We start from the raw sequence: 21,657 nt of genomic DNA on the forward strand, positions 1-21,657 counted from the left end.
ATTTCAGCCCGTCCGGCGCTTGAGGACCGGGGTCGGGAAGGGGCGGGGCTGGGGAAGAATCAGCCCGTCACTACGCTCCGCACGGAATCCAGCCGCGTCGCCGACACGACCTCCCCACCCGCCACGATCACCTCAGCGGGCGCCGGCCGGCTCAAGAAGTGCAGCAGGCTCGCCGTCACCCCGTACGCCCCCGCGTTCGGGATCGTCACCACATCACCCTCCGCGAGCGCGGGGACCCGTACGTTCCGGCCGAGGACGTCACCGGGCGTGCACAGCGGGCCGACGAGGCTCACCGTCTCCTCCGGGGCCGCCGCGTCCGCCGCGTCCGCCGCGTCGACGTCGATGGCCAGCGGCAGCAGGCGGCCCAGGCCGGCCATGCCGCCGAAGGTGTTGATGCCGGCGTCGAGGATGACGAACTTCCGGCCCCGGCTCTCCTTGATGTTGGTGACGGTGGTGCGCAGTTCGCCGCAGCCGCCGACCAGGTACCGGCCGGACTCGCAGGCGATCTCCACGGAGCCCTCGCGCCAGCCGGGGAAGTGCAGGTCGAGGGCGCTCTCCAGCTCGTGGCGGAGCTTTTCGTACACGGGCCGGGGGCCGGGGGTCGCGTAGGGCGCGGCGAAGCCGCCGCCGATGTCCAGGAAGCGCATCGGCAGGCCGAGTTCGTCGCGGAGGCGGGCCGCGGTCTCGATGCTCTGCCGGAACTCGGAGATGAGGTTCTCCTCGTCCCGCGAGTTGCTGAGCGGGAAGAAGTGGGCGCCCACGACGCGGGTGCCCGGCACGGACAGCAGGTCGGTGACGCTGCCGGCGAGGGTCTCGGCGTCGATGCCGAACTGCGAGGGGGTGCCCGTCATACGGATGCTGGTGGAGGCGCCGCCCGCCTCGCTGTTGACGCGCAGCAGGCAGTCGGCGACGGCGTCGTGCGCCTCGGCGACCGCGCCCACGCGGCGCAGGTCCGTCAGCGACTCGACGGAGAACTGGCGCACTCCGTGGCCGATGGCCTCGTGCAGTTCCCCGGTGGTCTTGCCGGGCCCGGAGTAGAGGATCCCGGCGGCGGGGAAGCCCGCCCGGAGTGCCGAGGCCAGCTCGCCGGTGGAGCTGACCTCCGCGCGGCAGGCGCCCTCGCCCTCGCCCAGGGCGCGGGCCAGCTCGGGGTGCGGGTTGGCCTTGAGGGAGTAGAACAGCGTGAACTCCGGCGGCAGCGCGGCGCGCAGCGCCCGCCGTGCCTCCCGCAGCCGGTCCAGGTCGTAGACGTACAGCGGCGAACCGAACCGCTCGGTCAGCTCTGCGGATGTGCGGCTCACGCCGTGCCCTCCTTGCCCTCGCCGGCGGGGACGCCGGCCGGCTGCCCGGGGGTCGGCGACCCGTCGAGCAGCGCGATGAGTTGCTTCTTCTCGCTCTTGCCGTTGAGCGTCAGCGGGACGTCGGCGAGCACCCGGACGTCGGCCGGCACCTTCGCCGGCTCCAGCCGCTTGGCCAGCTCCCGCCGGATCTCCTGCGGGGTGAGGTCGCCCGCCACGCACAGGGTCAGGTCGCGGCCGGCCGTCGGCACCAGCGCGGCGGCCGCCCGTACGCCCGGGACGTCCATGGCGGCGGCCTCGATCTCGATGGTGCTCATCCGGACGCCGTGGCGCTTGAACATGTCGTCGCGGCGGCCCTCGAAGTAGAGGTAGCCGTCGGCGTCGAGGTGCCCGTAGTCGCCGGTGTGCAGGCGGGTGCCGCCGGTGCGCGGGTCCGGGCGGAACGTACGGGCCGTGATCTCCGGGGCGCGCCAGTAACCGGCCATGACGTGCGGTCCGGTGACGGTGATCTCGCCGACCTCGCCGGGCGGCAGCACGCCGCCGTCCTCGCCGAGGATCTCGACCCGCGTGCCGGGCAGCGGGCGGCCCACCGACCCGGGGCGCTCCAGCTCCTGGCCGGGCGGCATGATCGAGACGCGCTTGCACTCGGTGATGCCGAACATCCGCGCCACCCGGGCGCCGGGGAAGTTCTCCCGCAGCCCCGTGATGGTGGCCTGCTGGAGGGCGGCGCCGGTGTTGGTGAACAGCCGCAGCCGGGTGTCGCCGGGGGCGCGGGCGACGAGCCGCAGGAGGATGGTGGCCAGCGAGGGGACGACCGGGAAGACGGTCGCGCCGCACTCGCGGATCTCGTTGAGGAGCTTCACCTCGGGCTGGGCTCCGGCCAGCACCAGCTCGGCGCCGGCCAGGGCCGACAGCAGGATCTGGAAGAGGCCGTAGTCGAAGGACAGCGGCAGCCGGCAGTACACGACGTCGTCGGCGCGGTAGCCGAGCTCCTGCTGGATGGCGCGGGCCGCGAAGGCCATCCGCTCCTGCGGGCACACCACGCCCTTGGGGGCCGCGGTGCTGCCGGAGGTGTAGATCAGCACGCCGATGTCGCCGGGGGCGGCGGCGGCCGCGGGTTCGGGCAGGCCGCGCAGGGCCGCGGTCCCCTCCCGCACGGCGGACAGGGCGTGGACGGGCACCCCGGCGCCGGCGCCGCGCAGCAGGGCGGCGCCCTCGTCGGCGGTGACGGCGAGGGCCGGCTCGCAGTCGGCGAGGACCTGCCGGAGCGCGTACTCCTTCATGCCGGGGTTGAGCGGCACCATGGTCACGCCGCGCCGGGCGCAGGCGTGGAACAGGGCGACCAGCTCGCCGGTGTTGGGCAGCTGGACGACGACGCGGTCGCCGCGTACGACGCCGTGCCGCTCCAGCCAGTGGCCGGCGGCGGCGGCCTCGGCGGCGAGTTCCGCGTACGTCCACGAGACGCGCCCGTCCCGGAGAGCCACCGCGTCGGGTCGGGCCGCCACGGCCGCGGCGAGGATGTCGTGCAGGAGCCCCGAGTGGGCTGCCGCCGGTGCGGGCGCGGGGCGGGTGTCCCGTACGGGCTCCCCGGCCGTGCCGAAGTCCCGGGCCGCCCGGGCCTTGAGCCCGGCCCGGTCGATCTTGCGGTTGGCGTTCAAGGGCAACACGTCCAAGTGCTGGAAGCGGCGGGGTACGAGGCCCTGCGGCAGCGCCGCCCGGAGCCCCCTGGCCAGCTCGACGGGCGTGGCGCGGCGGCCGGTGTAGTAGACGACGAGTTCCTCGCCGTCGCCGCCCAGCGGTGCGGTCACGGCCGCCGCGTCCTCGACGCCCGCGCAGTGGGTGCGCACGGCGTGCGCGATCTCCGAGAGCTGGACGCGCCAGCCCTGGAGCTGCACCTGGTCGTCGACCCGGCCCAGGAAGGTGAGTTCGCCGTCGGGGTCGCGGCGCACCCGGTCGCCCGTGCGGTACCAACGCTTCCCGTCGCGTTCGAGGAACCGGCCCGCGTCGTCGGCGGGGTCGAGGTAGCCGGCGCAGGTCTGCGGGCCTGCCACGCACAACTCGCCCTCGGTGGCGTGCGCCGTGCCGTCGTCGTCCCGCAGGAAGACGTCGAGGCCGGGGTGCGGGGCGCCGATCGGGACGACGCCGTTGACGGCGCGGCCGGGCGAGGTGGCGGGCGACCAGCGGTGGACGGTGCAGGTGATGGTCAGTTCGGTGGGCCCGTAAAGGTTCTCCACCGCCGAGCCGGGGGCCGCTGCCTGCCACTGCGCGGCGTCCGCGTCCATGAGCGGCTCCCCGGCGAACAGGCTCCAGCGCAGCCCCGGCATCGCCCCGGGGGTGAGCGCGCCCGTCCGGCGGGTCAGCGCGATGCTGTTCGGGGTGGCGAACCACACCGTCACGCCCTGCTCCGCGAGGTACTCGGGGAGCGCCCGGTAGGCGGGCCCCGGCACGGGCTGCACCCGGGCACCGGCGCCCCAGGCGCAGAACAGGTCGAAGACGGCGCAGTCGAAGGTGAGGTCGAAGGTCTGCGAGAAGACGTCGTCGGGCGTGAAGTCGTAGCGCGCGTCGAGGGTCGCGAAGTAGCGGGCCGCGCTGCCGTGGCTCACCGGGACGCCCTTGGGGCGGCCGGTGGAGCCCGAGGTGAACATGACGTACGCGGGGTCGGACGGGGCGGCGGGCCGGGGCGCGGCGAGGGCGAGCCCCGGGTCGGGGCGCAGGCCCTGCCCACTGTCCCCGTCGACCAGCACGGGCAGTCCGTGGCCGGGCGGCAGGATCTCCGCGAGGAGCCCGGCCCCCCGCCCGTCGGTGATGACGGCCTCCACGCCGGCGTCGGCCATCGCCTGCCGGGTGCGCGCGGCGGGGAAGTCGGGGTGCAGGGGCACGGCCGCGGCACCGGTGTACAGGGCGGCGAGCATGCCCAGGTAGGCCGTGCCGCTCTTGTTGGCGAGCACGCCGACCGCGCGCGGCGGGCGGCCCGCCGCGTGCAGCAGGGTGCCGGCCCAGGTCAGCGCGGTGGCGTGGGCGTCGGCGTAGGTGACGCCGTGCTCACCGGCCCGGAACGCGTCCCGGTCCCCGGCCACGGACAGTCCCCGCAGGAACCGTCCGTGCAGCGTGTTCTCCAAGTCGGGCCCCATGCCCCTCGCCCCCTCGTGTGCGTGGTTCGGTCGTTCCGTGCGGGTCAGGCCGCCGGCAGCGGGCCGGCGCCGGTCAGCGAGGAGAGCGTCGCCCACAGCCCGGCGGGCGTGGCGAAGGTCTCCCGGGACAACGACTCGTCACGGAACTGCACGCCGTAGGTGCTCTCCAGGTCCATCAGGAGATCGACGATGCCGAGGGAGTCGAGCCCGTAGTCCCGCAGTTCCAGGTCGGCGAGGATCGTCTCCCCGGGCTCCATGTACGGCAGGGCGCGGCGCAGAATGTCCTCGAACTGCTGGTCCCACATACCGGTCGTCTCCTCTTCCACGGTTCTTTGTGCTTCGGGCGTGCGTTGCCTCAGGTACGGGGGCGCATGGCGCGGACCGGATCGGCGGCCAGTACCTCGAAATTGCTGACGGTGCAGTCGACCCGGCCGAACAGCCTGTCCGGTCCGGCGACACACACCTTGGTGACGCCGAGTTCCTTGAACGTCGCGACGACGGAGGGCCAGCGGACGGCCGTCACATAGCCGTCCAGGAGCATGTCCCGGATGCCGTCGCCGGTGCGTACGACCGAGCCGTCGGAGTCGGCGACCACGGGAATCCGCGGGTCGGCGAACCGGAACTCCCCGAGCACCTCGTCCGCCACCTTCCGCCGCAGTCCGGAGAAGAGCGAGGAGTGCATCGGCGGGCGCATCGTGTAGAGCGGCAGACCACCGATCGACCGAATGCGCCGCTCGAACTCCTCGACGGCCTGGGCACGCAGCGTGAGCATGTAGAAGCCGTCGTCGAGGTAGCAGGAGAAGTCGTGCCACTCGCCGCGCTCGGTGAGCTCCTCCAGCAGCGGCGCGAGCGCCTCCCACGGTGCCCGCACGAACGACAGGGTCACGAGGTCCCGGTGCTCGGTCGCGAAGTACTCCTCGGTGCGGCGGGCCAGCAGCGCGGTCAGGCGCGCCGCGTCCTCGAACGGCAGCGCGCCGGTGAACGCCGTGAGCGCCTTCTGCCCGAAGCTCGGCCCGGCGCACAGCGCCGGCTCCAGCCCGTACTGCTCGCGGGCCCACTCCGCCAGCGCCACGCAATTCACGAAGAACGCGACCTGGGCGGCCTCGGAGTAGTCGTCCTCGGAATCCCTGAACCTGTTCATGACGGAATACCCGACGGCATCGGAGGCGGCCTTGAGGAGCCGCCTCGCCGAGGGGTTGACCATCATGAATTTCGCCGCGTCGGCGAATCGGTTCGGTCCCATTCCGGGAAATACAACAGCCGTACTCATCCAGTAACCTGTCGTCGTCGGTCAGCAGTACCGAGTGATATCGAGTGATACCTCAGGCAACACATCAAATGGTCGGCTCCGCGAGACCCTTCGCGATACCCCTACCGGCCCGGATACAGCCCCTATCGGGGTGGCCGGGCGGGCGGCCGTGGAGGCACTCTGAAGTGCACGTCGCAGCACTATCAGATGGGGTGTCTCCAGCTTTGTTCGCAACTCCCAGCGCCACCGGAACCGTTCCGTTCGGCGAACACCGGACGTGGTACCGCGTCACCGGTGAACTCGACGCGGGCAACCCCCCGCTGGTCGTCATGCACGGCGGCCCCGGCAGCACCCACGACTACCTGCTGTCCCTGACGGAACTGGCCGGGCAGGGCTGGCCGGTCATCCACTACGACCAGCTCGGCAACGGCGCCTCCACCCACCTGCCCGACCGGGGCGCCGACTTCTGGACGGTGGACCTCTTCCTCCGCGAGCTCGACAACCTCCTCGGCCACCTCGGCGTCGCCGACGACTACATCCTCTTCGGCCAGTCCTGGGGCGGCATGCTCGCCGCCGAGCACGCCGTGCGGCAGCCCGCCGGCCTGCGCGGCATGGTGATCGCCAACTCGCCCGCGTCGATGCCGCTGTGGCGCGCGGAGGCGCTGCGGCTGCGCGCCGGGCTGCCGGAGGCCCTCCAGGAGGCGCTCGACCGGCACGAGGCGGCCGGGGCGTTCGACGACCCGGAGTACCAGCACGCCATGTACGCCTACTACCAGCGCCACGTCTGCCGCGCCGACCCGATCCCGCCCGAGGTCATGCGCACCCTCATGGCGCTCACCAGTGACCCGACGGTCTACGGCACGATGAACGGCCCCAACGACTTCACCGTCATCGGGACCCTGCGCGACTGGTCCGTCGTCGACCGGCTGCACGCGGTCGAGGTGCCCACGCTGCTCATCAGCGGGCGGCACGACGAGGCGACCCCGGCGACGGTGCAGCCGTTCTACGACGAGATACCGGACGTGAGCTGGGAGATCCTGGAGAAGTCCAGCCACATGCCGCACGTCGAGGAACCGGAGAGGTTCCTCGACGTGATGACGGAGTACCTGGCGTCCCTGGGCTGACGGGCGCGCCCGCCCGGGGCGGGCGGGGAAACCCTCGCCCGCCCCGGGATCCGTGGTTCCAGTCCGCTTCTACAGCCCCATCTCCTCCGCCATGTCCTCCAGCTCCTCCAGCAGGAACTCGCAGACGTCGTAGATGGTCCGGTGGTCGTAGACCAGCGTCGCCGGCAGCTCCAGACCGGTGATCCGCTCCAGCCTGTTGCGGAGCTCCACCGCGGTCAGGGACGTGAACCCCATGTTGAGCAGGTCCGCGTCCTCGTCGATCTCGTCCAGGTCGTCGAGGCCGAGCACCGCCGCCGTCTCCCGGATCAGGATCTCGCAGAAGACGTCGAGCCGGTCCTCCTCGGACAGGCCTTCCACGCGCTCGTAGAAGGCACGCAGGTCACCCACCGGGGCCTCCGGATCGTCGGACCCGCCGTAGGGGGCCGCCGGAGCCGCCGGAACGGACTCCCCGTAGGGGGCCGGAGGAGCCGACACCCCGTGCGGCGCGGCCGGGGCCGCGGGGGCCGACCTCCCGTAGGGCGCCGCCGGGGCGGACCCGCCGGACCGCCGGGGGGCGGGCCGGGTCTCGGCGGGGTACGCCTCGGCCGGGTAGGCCCGGGGCGGGTACGCCTCGACCGGAACCGTTCGCACAGGTGCCTCCACAGGTGCCTTCACAAGAGGTGTCTTCACGCGTGGCGTCTCCGCCCGGGGCGTCTCCATCCGGGGCGTCCCGTCCTGAGGTGCCTCCGCCGCGGCCGCCGCACCGGAGCCGTTGCGCGCGCGCCACGACGCCAGGGACGGCAGCAGGCCCGCGAGCGCGTTCAGGTCCTGCCGCTCGACCGCCGCCCAGAACTCCGCGTCGAGCGACCCGAGCGACGCGCCGCCCTCGGCGTCGCCACCGGCCGCGGCGGCGTCCGGAGCGCCCTCCAGCCAGTAGTGGCGGCGCTGGAAGGGGTACGTCGGCAGTTCGACGCGGCGCGCGCCGGTGCCGGCGAAGAACGCCTCCCAGTCGACGCGGCCGCCCGCGACGTGCAGCTTACCGAGGGCGGTGACGACCGCCTGCGCCTCGCCGCGGTCCCGCCGCAGCGCCGGGACGAACGCGAGGTTACGGGCGCCCGGCAGGCACTCCTGGGCCATCGCGGACAGCACCGCGTCCGGACCGATCTCCAGGAACACCCGCACGCCCTGGTCGTGCAGCGTACGGACGCCGTCGCCGAACCGGACCGTGCCCCGCACGTGCCGCACCCAGTAGTCGGGCGAGCACAGCTCCTGCGCGGTGGCGAGGTGACCGGTGAGGTTGGAGACGACCGGGATCGCCGGGACGCCGTAGGTCAGCGACTCGGCGACCGCCCGGAACTCCGCCAGCATCCCGTCCATGCGGTACGAGTGGAACGCGTGCGAGACGTCGAGCCGGCGGGTCTTCTCGAAGTGCCCCGCGACCTGCTCGACCGCGTCCTCGTCGCCCGAGATCACCACGGAGGACGGCCCGTTGATCGCGGCGATGTCGACGCCGACCACGAGCGCGGCCCGGGCACGGACCTCGGCCTCGGTGGCCCGCAGGGACACCATCGCGCCGCCCGCGGGCAGCGCCTGCATCAGGCGGGCGCGGGCGGCGACCAGCTTGCCCGCGTCCTCCAGCGAGAGCACCCCCGCGACGTGCGCGGCGGCGATCTCACCGATGGAGTGGCCGGCGACGTAGTCGGGGCGGACGCCCCACGACTCGGCCAGGCGGAACAGCGCGACCTCGACGGCGAACAGCGCGGGCTGCGTGTTCTCCGTACGGGCCAGCGACTCCGCGTCGTCCAGGACGGCCGGGTCGAGGCCCAGCGCCGCGCACGCGGCGTCGAAGGCCTCCGCGAAGACGGGGAACGCCGCGTACAGCTCACGGCCCATCCCCGCCCGCTGGGCGCCCTGGCCGGTGAACAGCGCCGCGAGCTTTCCGCCCACCGCCTTGCCGGTCGCCGACTCGGTGCCCACCACCACGGCCCGGTGGTCGAAGTGCGCCCGCGACGTCGCCAGCGTGAAGCCGACGTCGCGCAGGTCGCGCCCGGCGGCGGCCGTGCGGATCCGGGCCACCTGAGCGGCCAGGGCCTTCTCGGTCCTGCCGCTCATCACGAGGGGCACGACGGGCAGTTCCCGCTCGACGGTCCGCCCGGCCTCCTCGGCCGGCGGCGCCTGCTCGACGATGACGTGCGCGTTCGTACCGCTGAAGCCGAACGACGACACACCCGCACGGCGCGGACGGCCCGTCTCCGGCCAGTCACGGTTCTCGGTCAGCAGCGCGACGTCGCCGTCGGACCAGTCGACGTGCCGGGAGGGCTCGTCGACGTGCAGCGTCCTGGGCAGGACGCCGTTGCGCATCGCCATGACCATCTTGATCACACCGCCGACGCCGGCGGCCGCCTGCGTGTGGCCGATGTTGGACTTCAGGGAGCCGAGCCACAGCGGCTCGTCCCCGGCCCGCTCCTGACCGTAGGTGGCCAGGAGCGCCTGCGCCTCGATCGGGTCACCCAGCGTCGTACCGGTGCCGTGCGCCTCGACGGCGTCGACATCGGCCGGCGACAGACCGGCCACGGCCAGGGCCTGGCGGATGACCCGCTGCTGCGACGGACCGTTGGGAGCCGTCAGACCGTTGCTGGCACCGTCCTGGTTGATCGCCGTACCCCGGACGATGCCCAGGACCGGGTGACCGTTACGGCGCGCGTCCGACAGCCGCTCCACCATCAGCATGCCGATGCCCTCGCCCCAGCCGGTGCCGTCGGCCGCCGACGCGAACGCCTTGCAGCGCCCGTCCCGGGCGAGCCCGCCCTGGCGGGAGAAGTCGATGAAGGCGTTGGGGGTGGACATCACGGTGACACCGCCGGCGAGGGCGAGGTCGCACTCGCCGGAGCGCAGGGCCTGGACGGCCATGTGCAGGGCGACCAGCGACGACGAGCACGCCGTGTCGACGGTGACGGCCGGGCCCTCCAGCCCGAGCGCGTACGAGACGCGGCCGGACATGACACCGCCGGAGGTGCCGGTGCCGAGGAAGCCGCCGACGTCGTCGGGCACGGAGCCGCCGAGGCGCGAGGCGTAGTCGAAGTGGATGGCGCCCGCGTAGACGCCGGTGCGGCTGCCGCGCAGCGTGGTCGGGTCGATGCCCGCGCCTTCGATGGTCTCCCAGGTGGTCTCCAGGAGGAGACGCTGCTGCGGGTCCATCGCGAGGGCCTCACGCGGCGAGATCCCGAAGAAGCCGGCGTCGAACTCGGTGGCCTCGTGGAGGAAGCCGCCGTCGCGGGTGTACGAGGTCCCGGGGCGCTCGCCCGTGGGGTCGTAGAGCCGCTCCGGGTTCCAGTCGCGGTCGGTCGGGAAGGTGGTCATCGCGTCGCCGCCGGAGACCACGAGGTCCCACAGCAGGTCCGGGGAGCTCGCGCCGCCGGGGAACCGGCAGCCCATGCCGACGATCGCGATCGGGTCCTCGTCCACCGCCTTCACCGGCGCGGCGGACGCGGCGGCCTGCGCGGCGAGGCCGCCGGCCAGCTCGTCACGCACGTACTCCATCAGCACACGCGGCGTCGGATAGTCGAACACCAGCGTCACCGGCAGCCGCAACCCCGTCCCCGCGTTGAGACGGTTGCGGAGCTCGACGGCCGTCAGGGAGTCGAAACCACTCTCCTTGAACGACCGCTCCGCATCCACGGCCTCAGGACCGGAGTGCCCCAGAACAGCCGCCACATCGGCCCGGATCAGATCGAGGATCGCCTCCTCACGCTCGGACCCGCTCAGCCCCGCCAGCCGCTGCCGCAGCCCCTCGGCCGCCGCCGACGAACGCGCGGCGGCCCGCCGCGTACGCGCCCGCACCAGCCCACTGAGCAACGGCGGGAGCTGCTCGCCCGCGGCGGCCGCGAGGGTCGCCATGTCGAGCTGTACGGGCACCAGGGTGCCCAGGCCCAGGGTCTGCGCCGTGTCGAAGAGGGCCAGGCCCGCCTCGGTGGACAGCGGCGGCATGCCCGAACGGTTCATCCGCTCCAGGTCGACGGCCGACAGCTCGCCGCCCATGCCGCTCGCCCCGGCCCACAGGCCCCACGCCAGCGACAGCCCCGGCAGGCCCGCCGCACGGCGGCGCTGGGCCAGGGCGTCGACGAACGCGTTGGCGGAGGCGTAGTTGGCCTGGCCCGGGTTGCCGAAGACACCGGCGACGGACGAGAAGAGGACGAACGCGGAGAGGTCGAGGTCCTTGGTCAGCTCGTGGAGGTTGACCGCGGCGTCGACCTTGGCGCCGAAGACCGTGTCGATCTGCGCGGGTGTGAGGGAGGAGACGGTCGCGTCGTCGAGGACGCCGGCGGTGTGGATGACGCCGGTGAGCGGGTTCCCGGCGGGTACGGACGCGAGGAGCGCGGCCAGCGCGTCGCGGTCGGCGGCGTCGCAGGCCGCGACGGTGACGCTCGCGCCGAGCGCGGCGAGTTCGTCGCGCAGTTCGGCGGCACCGGGCGCGCCGAGGCCCCGGCGGCTGGTCAGCAGCAGGTGACGCACACCGTGCTCGGTGACCAGATGACGGGCGAAGAGCGCGCCCAGAGCACCCGTACCACCCGTGATCAGGACGGTGCCGTCGGCGTCCCACGGGCGCGGCACGGTCAGGACGACCTTGCCGACGTTGCGGGCCTGGCCCAGGTAGCGGAACGCCTCGGGCGCCCGGCGCACGTCCCACGCCGTGACCGGCAGGGCCTTCAGGACACCGGCGTCGACGAGCGCCACCAGCTCCACGAGCATCTCCTGGATGCGGTCCGGGCCCGCCTCCATCATGTCGAACGCCTGGTAGGCGACGCCCTGGTGGGCGGCGGCGACCTCGGCGGCATCGCGGATGTCCGTCTTGCCCATCTCGACGAACCGGCCGCCGCGCGGCAGCATCCGCAGCGAGGCGTCGACGAACTCACCGGCCAGGCAGTCCAGCACCACGTCCAGGCCACGACCGCCGGTGGCGGTCATGAACGCGTCGTGGAACCCCAGGTCGCGGGACGAGGCGAGGTGCGCGTCGTCCAGGCCGAAGGCCCGCAGCGTCGGCCACTTGCGCGGGCTCGCCGTGCCGTACACCTCGGCGCCCAGGTGGCGGGCGAGCTGCACGGCGGCCGTGCCCACGCCGCCGGCGGCCGCGTGGATGAGGATCGACTCGCCGGAGCGCAGGCCGGCGAGGTCGACGAGCGCGTAGTAGGCCGTCAGGTAGACGACGGGAGCGGCCGCGGCCTGGGCGAACGTCCAGCCCTCCGGCATACGGACGACGAGCCGCCGGTCCGAGACGCTGTACGGGCCGAAGGAGGCCGACAGCAGGCCCATCACCCTGTCCCCGACCGCCAGGTCGGTCACGCCCGGCCCGGTCTCCACGACGACGCCCGCGCCTTCCATGCCCAGCTCGCCGGCGTCGCCCGGGTACATGTCCAGGACGTTGAGCACGTCACGGAAGTTCAGGCCGCTCGCCCGCACCGAGACCCGGACCTGGCCCGGCTCCAGCGGTGCCAGGTTGGGCGCGGCGGGCACGAAGCCGAGGCCCTGGAAGGTCCCCTTCGCGGTGATGTCGAGCCGCCAGGAGTCGGAGGTGTCGGCGGGCAGCGCCAGCACCTCCCCGGCGGACGCCCGGGCCAGCCGGGGCACGAACGCCTCGCCGTCCCGCAGCGCCAGCTGGTGCTCACCGGTGGCGAGGGCACGCGCGAGCACCTCGCGCGACTCCTCCGACCCGTCGGTGTCGACGAGCACGAAGCGGCCCGGGTTCTCCGACTGCGCGGACTTCACCAGGCCCCAGACGGCCGCCTGCGCCAGGTCCGCGACCGGCTCGGACGCCTCGACGGACACACCGCCGCGCGTCAGCAGGACGAGCCGCGACTCGGCGAACCGGTCGTCGTCCAGCCACCGCCGCACGAGCGCGAGCGTCCGGTGGGCGGCGGTGTGGGCCGCCCCGGCGGAGTACCGGTCGTCGGCGGGGTACGCGCCGTCGGCGGAGTGCGGGCCCTCGGTGGCGGGAGCCGGGACGAGGACGAACTCGGGGACCTCGGCGCCCGCCTCCGGCAGGTCGAGGTCCGCCAGGCGGGCGAGCTCCGCCTCCTCCGGCACGTCCGTCGCGAGGGCCTTCCACTCCATCCGGAAGAGGGAGTCGTCACGGCCGGCGCCCGCGCTCAGCTGCTCGGCGGAGACGGTGCGCAGCACCAGCGACGCGACCGTGGCCACCCGGGCACCGGTGCTGTCGCCGAGGCTCAGCGTGACGCCGTTGCCGTCGGGGGTACGGCCCAGGCGGACGCGGACGGCGGTGGCGCCGTTGGCGTGCAGGGTGACCCCCGACCACGCGAACGGCAGCCGCGGACCCGCCGCGCCGTCGGCGGCGAAGTCGCCGAACGCCATGGTGTGCAGCGTCGCGTCCAGGAGCGCCGGGTGCAGCCCGAACCGCGCGGCGTCGGTGTCCTCGGGGAGGGCGACCTCGGCGCAGACGTCGCCGCCCACGCGCCAGGCGGCGGTCACGCCCTGGAACACCGGGCCGTACTCCAGCCCGATGCCCGCGAGGCTCTCGTAGAGGGCACCGACGCCCACCGGCTCGGCGCCCTCGGGCGGCCAGACGGCGAAGGGCGCGGGGGACCCGTCCTCGGCCGCCGGGGCGAGGAGACCGGAGGCGTGGCGGACCCAGGGCATGTCCTCGGGCGCGCCCTCGGCACGGGAGTGGATCGCGACGGAGCGGCGTCCGGTGTCGTCCGGCTCGCCGACGGTCACGCGCAGCTGGACACCGCCGTTGCCGTGCAGCACCAGAGGCGCTTCCAGCGTCAGCTCGTCCACGGTCGCGCAACCGGCCTCGTCACCGGCGCGGATCGCCAGGTCGACGAACGCCGTGCCGGGCAGGAGCACCGTGCCCATGACGGCGTGATCCGCGAGCCACGGGTGGCTCTGGAGCGACACCCGGCCGGTGAGGAGCAGGCCCTCGGAGTCCGGTAGGGCGACGACCGCACCCAGCAGCGGGTGGTCGGCCGGGCCCTGGCCGATGGCGGCGGCGTCACCGGCACCCGCCACGCTGCCGAGCCAGAAGTTCTCGTGCTGGAAGGGGTAGGTGGGGAGGTCGACGCGGCGGGCGCCGGTGCCGGCGAAGAAGGCGGACCAGTCGACGCGGGCGCCGGTGAGGTGCAGGCGGCCGAGAGCGGTGACGAGGGCGGCCGGTTCGGGGCGGTCCTTGCGGAGGGACGGGACGAAGGCGATGTCGTCCGCTTCGGCATCGGCGTCGGTCAGGCACTCCTGGGCCATGGCGGACAGGACGCCGTCGGGGCCGAGTTCCAGGAAGGTGCGGACGCCTTCGGTGTGGAGGGTCCGGATGCCGTCGGCGAAGCGGACGGCGTCGCGGACATGGCGCACCCAGTACTCGGGGGAGGTCAGCTCCGTGGCCAGTCCGCCCGTGACGTTGGAGACGACCGGGATCGAGGGGACGGTGTAGGTGAGGGACTCGGCGACCTTGCGGAAGTCGGCCAGCATGCCGTCCATGCGGTGGGAGTGGAACGCGTGCGAGACGTTCAGGCGGCGGGACTTCTCGAAGTGCCCGGCGACCGCTTCGACAGCGGCCTCGTCACCCGAGATCACCACGGAGGACGGGCCGTTGATCGCGGCGATGTCGACACCGTCGACCAAGGCCGCGCGGACCTCGGCCTCGGTCGCCCGCAGAGACACCATCGCGCCACCGGACGGCAGCGCCTGCATGAGCGCGGCACGGGCAGCGACCAGCTTGCCCGCGTCCTCCAGCGAGAACACACCAGCGACATGGGCCGCGGCAATCTCACCGATGGAATGACCAGCGAGGAAGTCGGGGCGGACACCCCAGGATTCGACGAGACGGTAGAGCGCGACCTCGACCGCGAACAGCGCAGGCTGTGTGTTCTCGGTACGAGCCAGCGACTCCGCATCGTCCAGAACAGCGGGGTCGAGCTTCAGCGCCGCACAAGCAGCATCGAACGCCTCCGCGAAAACGGGGTAGGCCGCGTACAGCTCACGGCCCATACCGGCCCGCTGGGCACCCTGACCGGTGAAGAGCGCGGCGACCTTGCCACCCAGCACCCGGCCCTTGACCGTCTGCTCACCCACCACCACGGCCCGGTGCTCGAACCGCGCGCGAGTCGTCGCCAGCGTGAAACCGACACCCACCGGGTCGAGCCCGGCAGCAGCCTCGGCCACCTGGGCGACCTGCGCCTCCAGGGCTTCCGGCGTCCTGCCCGACAGCACCCACGGCACCACCGGCAGCTCGACAGCAGCACCGGCAACGGCCTCGGCCTCCACCGGCGCCTGCTCCACGATCACATGCGCGTTGGTACCGCTGAAACCGAACGACGAGATGCCCGCACGGCGCGGACGCCCCACCTCCGGCCAGTCGCGCGCCTCCGTGAGGAGCTCGACCGCACCTTCGGACCAGTCGATGTGCGGCGACGGCTCGTCCACGTGGAGGGTCTTGGGCAGGACGCCGTGGCGCATGGCCATGAGCATCTTGATGATGCCGCCGACGCCCGCGGCCGCCTGGGCGTGGCCGATGTTGGACTTGAAGGAGCCGAGCCAGAGCGGCTCGTCCCCGGCGCGCTCCTGACCGTAGGTGGCGAGGAGGGCCTGGGCCTCGATCGGGTCGCCCAGCGTCGTGCCCGTGCCGTGTGCCTCGACGGCGTCGACATCGGCAGGCGACAGACCGGCCGTGGCCAGGGCCTGCCGGATCACCCGCTGCTGCGACGGACCATTAGGCGCCGTCAGACCATTGCTGGCACCGTCCTGGTTGATCGCCGAGCCCCGGACGATGCCCAGGACAGGGTGACCGTTGCGGCGCGCGTCCGACAGCCGCTCGACGAGCAGCATGCCGACGCCCTCGGCCCATCCGGTGCCGTCCGCGCCCGCCGCGAACGCCTTGCACCGGCCGTCGGTGGCCAGGCCGCGCTGGCGGGAGAACTCCATGAACGAGCTCGGGGTGGCCATGACGGTCACACCGCCGGCCAGGGCGAGTTCGCACTCGCCGGAGCGCAGGGCCTGGACGGCCAGGTGCAGGGCCACCAGCGACGACGAGCACGCCGTATCGACGGTGACAGCCGGGCCCTCCAACCCGAACACGTACGACAGGCGACCGGAGACGACGCTGCCGGAGGTGCCGGTGCCGAGGAAGCCGTCGACACCCTCGGGGACGGACGTACCGATGCCGGACGCGTAGTCGTGGTACATCGCGCCGGCGAAGACGCCGGTGCGGCTGCCGCGCAGGGTGGTCGGGTCGATGCCCGCCCGCTCGACGGCTTCCCACGTGGTCTCCAGCAGCAGGCGCTGCTGCGGGTCCATCGCGAGGGCCTCACGCGGCGAGATGCCGAAGAAGCCGGGGTCGAACGCGGCGGCCTCGTGCAGGAACCCGCCCTGACGGGTGTACGAGGTCCCGGGGCGCTCGCCCGTCGGGTCGTAGAGGTTCTCCAGGTCCCAGCCACGGTCGTCGGGGAAGGCGGACACGCCGTCGCGCCCGCCGGCGACCAGGTCCCACAGGCCCTCGGGCGAGGTCACCCCGCCCGGGTAGCGGCAGGCCATGCCGACGATCGCGATCGGGTCGTCGTCCACACGGGCCGTACGCACCGGGACGGCCGGGGCGGCCTGCGACAGGCCACCGGCGAGCTCGTCGCGCACGTACTCCGTCAGGACGCGCGTCGTCGGGTAGTCGAAGATCAGCGTCGCGGGCAGCCGGAGCCCCGTCGCGGCGTTGAGGCGGTTGCGGAACTCGACGGCCGTGAGGGAGTCGAAGCCCAGCTCGGTGAACGCCCGGTCCGGCTCGACGGCCGCGCCGGAGGCGTGGCCGAGCACCCCGGCGACCTCGTCGCGCACCAGCTCCAGGAGGGCTTCGGCCCGCTCGGACTCGGGGAGGGTGAGCAGGCGCTGCCGCAGGGACTCCGCCTGCCGGGCGTCGACGGTACGGCGCGCGGGCACGCGCACCAGGCCGCGCATCAGCGGCAGGAGCGGGTGCGTCGCCGCGCCCGCCCGCAGGACGGCCAGGTCGAGCGGCGCGGGGACGAGGAGGGCCTCGCCCGACGCCACGGCGGCGTCGAGGAGTTCCAGGCCCTGCCGGGGCGAGAGCGCGACCACACCACTGCCACCCATACGGGAAGCGTGCGCGGCGTCGAGCTCGCTCCCCATGCCGTCGGCGTCCTGCCAGAGGCCCCAGGCGAGGGACGTGGCGGGGAGACCGGCGGCGGCACGCTGCTGGGCGAGCGCGTCCAGGTAGGCGTTGGCGGCCGCGTAGTTGCCCTGACCCGCGTTGCCGAAGACACCGGCAGCGGAGGAGAACAGCACGAAGGCCGTGAGGTCCATGCCTGCCGTCAGCTCGTGCAGATGCCGGGCCGCGTCCGCCTTCGGAGCGAACACGGCATCCAGGCGCTCCGGCGACAGCGAACCGATGACACCGTCGTCAAGAACACCAGCCGTGTGGACGACAGCCGTGACGGGGTGAGCAGTAAGAAGGTCGGCCAGCGCCTCGCGGTCGGCGACGTCGCACGCGGCGACGGTCACCTCGGCTCCGAGAGCCGCGAGTTCATCGCACAGCTCGGCCGCGCCCGGGGCGTCCAGGCCACGGCGGCTTGTCAGCAGGAGACTGCGCACACCGTGCTCGGCCACCAGATGACGTGCCACGAGCGCACCCAGGGAGCCCGTACCACCGGTGATCAGCACCGTACCCTCGGCGCTCCACTGCGGCCGGGCCTCTGCGGCAACAGCCGCGCGGGCGAGACGCGGCGCGAAGACCGCTCCCCCACGCACCGCGATCTGGTGCTCGTCGCCCGCGTCGGCGGTGGCGACAGCGGCGGCGAAGGCATCCGGGCCGCCGTCGGCGTCGAGGTCGGCGAGGATCACGCGGCCGGGGTTCTCCGACTGTGCCGAACGCACCAGACCCCACACGGCCGCCTGCGCCGGGTCGACGTCCGCGTCACCCGGGAGCGCCACCGCGCCCCGGGTCACCAGAACGAGCCGGGAGTCCGCGAACCGCTCGTCCGCGAGCCACTCCTGCACCAGCGCGAGCACGCCGTGCACGATTTCGCGCGCCGCACCGGACCGGCACGGCACGACGGTGACGGCGGGCACGAACGCCCCGGCGTCCACGGCGGCGCGCAGGGCGGCGAGGTCGGCGTGGTCCGAGCCCAGGACGGTCACGGGTGCGACGTCGGCGCGGGCGGCCGCGACCGGCGCCCACTCCACGCGGAACAGCGCGTCCCGCATGCCCTGGTCGGCCGCGCGCAGCTGGTCGGCGGCGAACGGCCGCACGACGAGCGACTCCACCGACGCGACCGCCATTCCCGTGGCGTCGGCGAGCTCCAGCGTCGCGTTGTCGCCCGAGGACGTGACCTTGACCCGCAGCGCACCGGCACCGGTCGCCCGCAGGGTCACTCCGCGCCATGCGAACGGCAGCTTGACGCCGCCTTCCTCGGACGACGGTTCCCCGCCACGTATGTGGGCGGCGAGGGGGATGGTGTGCAGCGTGGCGTCCAGCAGGGCGGGGTGGAGCCCGTACGACGCGACGTCCGTGCCTTCGGGCAGCGAGACCTCGGCGTAGATGTCGTCGCCCTTGCTCCACGCGGCGGTGACGCCCTGGAAGACCGGCCCGTACTCCAGGCCGGCGGTGGCGAGGCCTTCGTAGAGCCCGTCGACGTCGACGGGCTCGGCGTCCGCCGGGGGCCAGGTGATGAGGTCGACGGCGTAGGCGGGGGCCTCGGTGGCGAGGGTGCCGGAGGCGTTCCGCAGCCAGGGGGCTTCGTCGGGGGCGCCCTCGGCACGGGAGTGGACGGTCAGCTCGCGGCGGCCCGTCGCCTCGGGGGCGCCGACCGTGACGCGGAGCTGGACGGCGCCCTGCTCGGGCAGGACCAGCGGGGCCTCAAGGGTGAGTTCCTCGACGGTGGTGCAGCCGGCCTGGTCGCCCGCGCGGATCGCGAGCTCGACGAAGGCCGTGCCCGGCAGCAGCACGCTGCCGCCCACGACGTGGTCCGCGAGCCAGGGGTGCGTACGCAGCGCCAGGCGGCCCGCGAAGACGAATCCGTCCGAGTCGGGCAGGGCCACGACCGCGCCGAGCAGCGGGTGCTCGGCCGCGCCGAGACCGGCGGCCTGCACGTCGCCGTACGCGGGACCGCCTTCCAGCCAGTAGCGCTCGTGCTGGAAGGCGTACGTCGGCAGGTCGGTGAGACGGGCGCCGGTGCCGGCGAAGAACGCCGGCCAGTCGACGCGGGCGCCGGTGATGTGGAGACGGCCGAGAGCGGTGACCAGGGCGGCCGGTTCCGGGCGGTCCTTACGGAGAGCCGGGACGAACGCCACGTCGTCGGCCTCGGCAAGGCACTCCTGCGCCATCGCGGACAGGACGCCGTCGGGACCGAGTTCCAGGAAGGTGCGGACGCCTTCGGCGTGGAGCGTCTGGATGCCGTCGGCGAAGCGGACGGCTTCGCGGACGTGACGGACCCAGTACTCGGGGGAGGTCAGGTCGTCGGCCACGGTGCCGGTGACGTTGGAGACGACCGGGACCGAAGGGGCGGAGTACGTGAGGGACTCGGCGACCTTGCGGAAGTCGTCCAGCATCCCGTCCATGAGGTGCGAGTGGAACGCATGCGAGACATTCAGGCGACGAGACTTCTCGAAGTTCCCCGCCACCTGCTCGACAGCGGCCTCGCCACCCGAGATCACCACGGAGGACGGCCCGTTGATCGCGGCGATGTCGACACCGTCGACCAGAACCGCACGGACCTCGGCCTCGGTCGCCCGCAGCGACACCATCGCGCCACCGGACGGTAGGGCCTGCATCAGGGCAGCACGGGCGGCAACGAGCTTGCCCGCGTCCTCCAGCGAGAACACACCAGCGACATGCGCCGCCGCGATCTCACCGATCGAATGACCGGCGACGAAGTCCGGACGCACACCCCACGACTCCACCAGACGGTAGAGCGCGACCTCGACCGCGAACAGCGCAGGCTGCGTGTTCTCCGTACGAGCCAGCGACTCCGCATCGTCCAGAACAGCCGCATCCAGCCCCAGCGCCACACAAGCAGCGTCGAACGCCTCCGCGAACACCGGGTAGGCCGCGTACAGCTCACGCCCCATCCCCGCCCGCTGAGCACCCTGACCCGTGAACAGCGCCGCCAGCTTCCCGCCCAGCACCCGGCCCTTGACCGTCTGACCGTCAACCACCACAGCCCGGTGCTCGAACTGCGCACGCGCAGTCGCCAGCGTGAAACCGACACCCACCGGGTCAAGCCCGGCAGCAGCCTCGGCCACCTGGGCGACCTGCGCATCCAGCGCCTCCGCCGTCTTGCCCGAGACCACCCACGGCACCACCGGCAGTTCCCGCTCCACGGAAACCTCGGCGGCTTCCTCCACCGGCGCCTGCTCCACGATGACGTGTGCGTTCGTACCGCTGAACCCGAACGACGACACACCCGCACGACGCGGACGCTCACCCTCCGGCCACTCACGCGCCTCGGTCAGCAGCTCGACCGCGCCCGCCGACCAGTCCACCTTCCGTGAGGGCTCGTCGATGTGCAGCGTCTTCGGCAGGAGGCCGTGGCGCATCGCGAGGACCATCTTCATGACGGCGCCGACACCGGCGGCCGCCTGGGTGTGGCCCAGGTTCGACTTCAGCGAGCCGAGCCAGAGGGGGCGGTCGGCGGAACGTTCCTGCCCGTAGGTGGCGAGGAGCGCCTGCGCCTCGATCGGGTCGCCCAGCGTGGTGCCCGTGCCGTGCGCCTCGACCGCGTCGATGTCGCCAGGCTCCAGGCGCGCGTTGGCCAGGGCCTGGCGGATGACCCGCTGCTGGGAGGGGCCGTTCGGGGCGGTCAGGCCGTTGCTGGCGCCATCCTGGTTGACGGCCGAGCCGCGGACGACGGCCAGGACGGGGTGGCCGTTGCGGCGGGCGTCGGAGAGGCGCTCGACGAGGAGCACGCCGACGCCCTCGCTGAGCGACGTGCCGTCGGCCGCCTCGGCGAACGGCTTGCAGCGCGCGTCGGCCGCGAGCGCGCCCTGCTGGCTGAACTCGCGGTAGGTGTCGGGGGTGACGGCGACGGTCACACCGCCGGCGAGGGCGAGCTCGCACTCGCCCTGGCGCAGGGCCTGGACAGCCAGGTGCAGGGCCACCAGCGACGACGAACAGGCCGTGTCGATGGTCATGGCGGGGCCTTCGAGGCCGAGCGCGTACGAGACGCGGCCGGAGACGACGCTGTTGGACGTGCCGGTGCCGAGGAAGGCGTCGATCTCCTCGGGCACGCCGCTCATGTCGCCCGCGTACTCCTTGTACATCACACCGGCGTAGACGCCGGTGCGGCTGCCGCGGAGCGTCGTGGGGTCGATGCCGGCCCGCTCGAACGCCTCCCAGGACGCCTCCAGCAGCAGGCGCTGCTGCGGGTCCATCGCCATGGCCTCGCGGGGCGAGATGCCGAAGAAGCCCGGGTCGAAGCCGGCGGCGTCGTCGACGAAGCCGCCCTCGCGGACGTACGAGGTGCCGCGGCGGGCGTTCTCGCGGTCGGGGTCGTAGAGCGACTCCAGGTCCCAGCCGCGGTCGGCGGGGAAGGGGCCGACGCAGTCGGCGCCCTCGACGAGGCGCTGCCACAACTTCTCGGGGCCGTCGATACCGCCGGGGAGCGCGCAGGCCATGCCGACGATGGCGATCGGCTCGTGGGCCTTCGCCTCGACCGTCTGGAGCCGCTGCCGGTAGTCGTGGAGGTCGGCCGCCGCCTTCTTGAGATAGTCGCGGAGCTTGTCCTCGTTAGCGTGAGCCATGTCCTGTGTCGTCTCTTCCTCTGGGCTTGCTTGGGGAATCCGGCGGGGCCGGGAAGTCTGGGGTGGGGTGGTCCCGGTGCGGTCCGGGCGCGGGGTGCGCGCCCGGACCGCTCACGGGTGGGGTCCGGGCG

6 protein-coding genes and 4 pseudogenes are annotated in these 21,657 nt (G+C 73.4%); 1 reads left to right on the forward strand and 9 read right to left on the reverse strand.

Features of this window, described 5'->3' with window-relative positions:
• Positions 1-59 precede the first annotated feature (59 nt).
• The 4 genes from SMD11_RS08225 to SMD11_RS08245 are packed head-to-tail and all read right to left on the reverse strand — an operon-like array spanning position 60 to position 5,672.
• Positions 60-1,301, reverse strand: coding sequence for an alanine racemase (locus SMD11_RS08225; RefSeq protein WP_087925816.1), 1,242 nt, complete (start codon positions 1,299-1,301; stop codon positions 60-62).
• On the reverse strand, positions 1,298-4,429 hold the full coding sequence (locus SMD11_RS37015) for an AMP-binding protein (RefSeq protein WP_324614711.1): 3,132 nt from the start codon (positions 4,427-4,429) through the stop codon (positions 1,298-1,300). The genes SMD11_RS08225 and SMD11_RS37015 overlap by 4 nt, the downstream gene beginning before the upstream one ends.
• Positions 4,430-4,473: 44 nt before the next feature.
• The gene (locus SMD11_RS08240; protein ID WP_087925817.1) at positions 4,474-4,734 is read right to left on the reverse strand and encodes a phosphopantetheine-binding protein; all 261 of its coding nucleotides are present in this window, start codon (positions 4,732-4,734) and stop codon (positions 4,474-4,476) included.
• Positions 4,735-4,784: 50 nt separating this feature from the next.
• Positions 4,785-5,672, reverse strand: a complete 888-nt coding sequence (locus SMD11_RS08245; protein ID WP_234365964.1) for an ACP S-malonyltransferase — start codon at positions 5,670-5,672, stop codon at positions 4,785-4,787.
• 230 nt (positions 5,673-5,902) lie between these two features.
• On the opposite strand from SMD11_RS08245, the gene SMD11_RS08250 reads away from it, so the two are divergent.
• On the forward strand, positions 5,903-6,802 hold the full coding sequence (locus SMD11_RS08250; RefSeq protein ID WP_199843824.1) for a proline iminopeptidase-family hydrolase: 900 nt from the start codon (positions 5,903-5,905) through the stop codon (positions 6,800-6,802).
• Positions 6,803-6,871: 69 nt separating this feature from the next.
• Here SMD11_RS08250 and SMD11_RS37230 read toward each other — a convergent pair whose 3' ends face one another.
• From SMD11_RS37230 to SMD11_RS37250, 5 genes and pseudogenes are all read right to left on the reverse strand, one after another.
• The gene (locus SMD11_RS37230) at positions 6,872-10,321 is read right to left on the reverse strand and encodes a type I polyketide synthase (RefSeq protein ID WP_418952510.1); all 3,450 of its coding nucleotides are present in this window, start codon (positions 10,319-10,321) and stop codon (positions 6,872-6,874) included.
• Between the two features lie 48 nt (positions 10,322-10,369).
• Positions 10,370-12,091: pseudogene (locus SMD11_RS37235) on the reverse strand (type I polyketide synthase); the annotation flags it as partial.
• A 57-nt stretch (positions 12,092-12,148) separates the two neighbouring features.
• A pseudogene (locus SMD11_RS37240) lies at positions 12,149-16,318 on the reverse strand (beta-ketoacyl synthase N-terminal-like domain-containing protein); the annotation flags it as partial.
• A 153-nt stretch (positions 16,319-16,471) separates the two neighbouring features.
• Positions 16,472-16,918 (reverse strand): annotated as a pseudogene (locus SMD11_RS37245) (beta-ketoacyl reductase); the annotation flags it as partial.
• Positions 16,919-16,987: 69 nt separating this feature from the next.
• Positions 16,988-21,526: pseudogene (locus SMD11_RS37250) on the reverse strand (SDR family NAD(P)-dependent oxidoreductase); the annotation flags it as partial.
• Between the last annotated feature and the right edge of the window lie 131 nt (positions 21,527-21,657).

The sequence above is a fragment of the Streptomyces albireticuli genome, assembly GCF_002192455.1.
In the GTDB taxonomy this organism is placed as follows: Bacteria; Actinomycetota; Actinomycetes; order Streptomycetales; family Streptomycetaceae; genus Streptomyces; species Streptomyces albireticuli_B.